The organism is Povalibacter sp., assembly GCF_036735925.1.
In the GTDB taxonomy this organism is placed as follows: domain Bacteria; phylum Pseudomonadota; class Gammaproteobacteria; order Steroidobacterales; family Steroidobacteraceae; genus Steroidobacter.
The window spans coordinates 1-4317 of sequence record NZ_DAINNK010000148.1; the positions used below are offsets into that span (position 1 = coordinate 1).

The following is a 4317-nucleotide window of genomic DNA, read 5'->3' on the forward strand; positions in this document are numbered from 1 at the left end:
GCGCTCAAGCTCTTCACCGGCATCGAGAAGTTCGAGATCATGGCGATCCCGTTCTTCATCCTGGCCGGCAACTTCCTGACGCACGGCGGCGTGGCGCGACGAATGATCAACTTCGCCAGTTCGATGGTCGGGCACATGTACGGCGGCCTCGGGCTGGCCGGCGTGCTGGCGTGTGCCCTGTTCGCTGCGGTGTCGGGCTCGTCGCCGGCGACGGTGGTCGCGATCGGCTCGATCCTGATGCCGGCGATGGTCAAGGCCGGGTTCCCGAAGCGCTTCGGCGCCGGCGTCATCACGACCTCGGGCGGGCTCGGCATCCTGATCCCGCCGTCGATCGTGATGGTGATGTATTCGGTGTCGACCAACACCTCGGTCGGCGCGCTCTTCATCGCCGGTGTCATTCCCGGCATCGTGCTCGCGACGATGCTCGGCGCGACGACCTGGTACCGCGCCCGCAGCAACAACTACCCCCGCCAGCCGAAGGCGAGCTGGGCGCAACGGCTGAAGGCGTTTCGCGAGTCGATCTGGGGTCTGCTGCTGATCGTGATCGTGATGGGCGGCATCTACAGCGGCATCTTCACGCCGACCGAAGCCGCCGCGATGAGCGCCGTCTGGGCCTTCATCGCCGCGGTCTTCATCTACAAGGACCTTAAGCTCGCGGACGTGCCGCGCGTGCTGCTGGCGTCGGCCAACATGAGCGCGATGCTGCTCTACATCATCACGAACGCGGTGCTGTTCTCGTTCCTGATGACGCACGAGAACATCCCGCAGGCAATGGCCGACGCGATGATCGGCACCGGCGTCGGCGTGATCGGCTTCCTGCTGATCGCCAACGTGCTGATGCTCGCCGCCGGCAACTTCATGGAGCCGTCGTCGATCGTGCTGATCCTGGCGCCGATCCTGTTCCCGATCGCCGTCAAGCTCGGCATCGACCCGATCCACTTCGGCGTCCTGATGGTCGTGAACATGGAAGTCGGCATGTGCCATCCGCCGGTCGGCTTGAACCTCTACGTCGCCTCCGGCATCACGAAGATGGGCATCACCGAACTGACCATCGCCGTCTGGCCCTGGCTGCTGACGATGCTCGTCTTCCTCGTCATCGTCACCTACTGGCCGCCGCTTTCGATCTGGCTGCCCAAGGCGCTCGGGATGATGTGACGCCGCCGCCGCACGCGGCGGCGTCAGCGCCTGGACGCGGCGACCCCGATCTCGCGCGCGCGCGGATAGACGACGTTCTCCTCGAGCGAGATGTGATCGCGATAGAGGTCGGCGTAGACCTGCACCGCGACGCGCAGCGCCTCGAGGTCGGTGCCGATGCCCTCGGCAAAGGCGTCGAGCATGGGATCGATCTCGTACCAGTCGACGTCGAGCCAGCCATGATCCTGCTGCAGGCGCTGCACGTGGCCGACGAGTTCGGCGTCGCCGCTGTCAAGCAGCGCCGGAAAGACCTCGCTTTCCTCGCTGGCATGGTGCTGCCGCGCGTGTTCGTTGAAGAAGGCGCGCAGCGCGCGCGCATCGTTGCGCGCCGCCACATCGGCGCCTTCGCGCTGGGCCCTTTCGACGAGCTGCTGCAGTTCGGCGAGCGACCCCAGGATGCGCTGGTGCATCTGATCCAGCACGTCGAGCAGCGGAGGCGCTGGTTCGCGCTGCGGACGTTGTGAACGTGCGGTCCTGGTACTCATGCTGTGCTCCGGAAAATGCTGACGCCGATTCTTCACGCCAAGTCGTGACCGAGTTTAAGCCTCGTCAAATCGGAGCCAGTCCCTGCCGCGAATGCGTTGTTCACCGACGACCGACGCGGACGTGCCTGACCCCGCCGCCACCGGCTTGAACGTGACGAGCTCGCGGCGGGTATCGGCTTCATACCCGTTCGCGATCGAACGTATCGAAACGGACGCTCGCTGAAAGCCCTCGGCTCGACACCAGCCGCCGTGGTGCGTGCGCCGGTCGGCACGGCAAACCCGGGCCCGCACAGCCGGCGACGCTTCGGCGAGGCGGCCGTCGCCTGGACGGCGCCGGCTGCCCTGCGGTACTCGCACCCATGGCCTCGTCGCCAACTCACTTCGCGAACTGCGTTCGCTGCGTTCGGACAGCGGCGACGAAGTCAGACCACGAAGCGCGCTGCGCGCGCCGGCCATGGGCACTGCGTTCCTCGGCGCCTCGCAGGCGCATCGCAGTCTGTGCGGGTCCGCCTTTGCGGCGGCGCTCGTGGTGTTTGTAGCGCGAACCACCCGCCCCCCGGCTTCGTGTCAGGCGCCACCCGACAGGGGCGATTTCTGGTGCCGCCGGATGAGCCGCGAACGAGGGGCCCCGCGTAGCGGGGATCGAAGCGAGCGAATGCGGCAGGGCGCCGATGGCAAGGCGCTGCGAACCGCTCGATCGAGCGTAGGCGCAGCATAAGCCTCTGGCGGGTGGCGCCTGGCACGATGCGCCGACCGACGCGTGCGGCAGCGGCACTACGCGCAAAGCCGCAAGGCATTGCCAGTCGTCACCGGATTCTTTGCGTTCGAACGCACATCGTTACCAGTCATGTCGCTTTCCATTCGCTTCAGCGTTCGGGGCTACCGGCCCTCCCGCCCCACAGCCAAGAGAAATGGAAGGACAGTTCGCGCTGGTGCCGGATCGACAGTAGGTGAACCCGGTGACCCGGCGTCGCGACCGTGTACTGAATCAGGTCATCCCCGTGCAGGTACTCGCACAGGCGATCGGCCGCGCCCGCCGGCAGTGCGGCGAGTTGCGCGAGTGCCTCGGCAGACTGTGGCGGCTGGTCCAGATGGTGCCGTCCGATGCGGGGAAAGCGCCGCAGATTGGGGATGACGGTGATGCGGAGTTCGCCCAGCAGCCTGTCGTAGGCAGACGCCGCGCCGGCCTCGGGCAAGAAGGATTCGATCGCCGCCAGCCGGTCCAGGAAGCCGGCCGTCACGCGAACGACGGGCTCAGCCACGCTTGCGCGCAGTTCCACTCGCCTTGCCCTTCGTGGCGGACGGCGGCACACCGAAGCGCCGCGCCTGCAGCGCGGCGATGCCTGCATCCGCATCCTCGGTCCGCCCGGCTGCAGTATCCGCGAGGCCGCGCCGCGCGTCGTCGATCAGCAGCAGGTGGATGCGCTCGCGCTCCTGGCGGTGGTAGTAGTCCAGGCGCTCGGCGTCGATGAGGGCGACATAGCTCACGCCGTTCTTGGTGATGATCTTGTCGGCACCGGCCTTGACCTGTTCAGCCAGGTCGGACACGGTGGCGCGCGCCTGGGTGAACGGCACCACATCGCTGGCAGAGACTCCCATGGGACGTCCATCCGAAGGCTGCAGAATTCTGCGCAGCCTACGCGCTGGCGCGCACGACAGGAGGGCAGGCGTGCCTGGCCGGGCCCAGGATGGGCAACGTCCGGCGCGGCGACCCGACGATGCCTTTGCCGAGCTTGCGGTCGGCCGCGTAGGGCAAGCCGAACGACTCTTGCCGATCCCGGCGCGGGCGAGTCGCGCGCCCGGGCATCGTCACGCAGCGGCGATCTTCCGATTGGTCCAGAACGCCAGCGAACAGAAAACCCCGGTCGAATCGACGATCCGGGGTTTCGCGCGGGAGTATGCGGGACGCCGAGAGACGCCCCGGGAATGCGTCACATGTGCTCGATCATCACCTGCCCGAATCCCGAGCACGAGACCTGCGTCGCGCCTTCCATCAGGCGCGCGAAGTCGTAGGTGACGCGCTTGGAGGCGATCGCCTTTTCCATCGAGCTGATGATGAGGTCGGCCGCCTGCGTCCAGCCCATGTGGCGCAGCATCATCTCGGCGGACAGGATCTCGGAGCCCGGGTTCACATAGTCCTTGCCGGCGTACTTCGGCGCCGTGCCGTGCGTCGCCTCGAAGCAGGCGACCGAATCGGACAGGTTCGCGCCGGGGGCGATGCCGATGCCGCCCACCTGCGCGGCGAGCGCGTCCGACACATAGTCGCCGTTCAGGTTGAGCGTCGCGATGACCGAATATTCGTCCGGGCGCAGCAGGATCTGCTGCAGGAAGGCGTCGGCGATCGAATCCTTGACGATAATGTCCTTGCCGGTCTTCGGATTCTTGAACTTGCACCACGGTCCGCCGTCGAGCAGCTGGGCGCCGAATTCCTTTTGCGCCAGCGCGTACGCCCAGTCGCGAAAGCCGCCTTCGGTGTACTTCATGATGTTGCCCTTGTGGACGATCGTCACACTCGGCTTGTCGTTGTCGATCGCGTACTGGATCGCCTTGCGCACGAGGCGCTCGGTGCCCTCGCGCGAGACGGGCTTGATGCCGATGCCCGAGGTGTTCGGGAAGCGGATCTTCTTGACGCCCATTT

The 4317-nt window shown here is 66.7% G+C and carries 5 protein-coding genes; 1 reads left to right on the forward strand and 4 read right to left on the reverse strand.

Annotation, left to right across the window (positions count from 1 at the left end; translation table 11 throughout):
• Window positions 1–1155, forward strand: a 1155-nt coding sequence (locus tag V7D81_RS22910) for a TRAP transporter large permease (RefSeq protein WP_324320691.1), incomplete at its 5' end; no start/stop codon positions are given.
• Window positions 1156–1178: 23 nt separating this feature from the next.
• Here the strand turns inward: V7D81_RS22910 and V7D81_RS22915 are convergent.
• From V7D81_RS22915 to V7D81_RS22930, 4 genes are all read right to left on the reverse strand, one after another.
• Entirely contained in the window at window positions 1179–1679 is a 501-nt protein-coding gene (locus tag V7D81_RS22915; RefSeq protein WP_324320693.1) for a hemerythrin domain-containing protein, read from the reverse strand.
• An 866-nt stretch (window positions 1680–2545) separates the two neighbouring features.
• Window positions 2546–2941, reverse strand: coding sequence for a type II toxin-antitoxin system RelE/ParE family toxin (locus V7D81_RS22920; protein ID WP_349257726.1), 396 nt, complete (start codon window positions 2939–2941; stop codon window positions 2546–2548).
• A complete protein-coding gene (locus tag V7D81_RS22925; protein WP_324320696.1) occupies window positions 2934–3278 on the reverse strand; it encodes a type II toxin-antitoxin system Phd/YefM family antitoxin in 345 nt (114 codons plus the stop codon). The genes V7D81_RS22920 and V7D81_RS22925 overlap by 8 nt, the downstream gene beginning before the upstream one ends.
• Window positions 3279–3610: 332 nt before the next feature.
• Window positions 3611–4317, reverse strand: a 707-nt coding sequence (locus V7D81_RS22930; RefSeq protein WP_324320698.1) for an isocitrate/isopropylmalate family dehydrogenase, incomplete at its 5' end; no start/stop codon positions are given.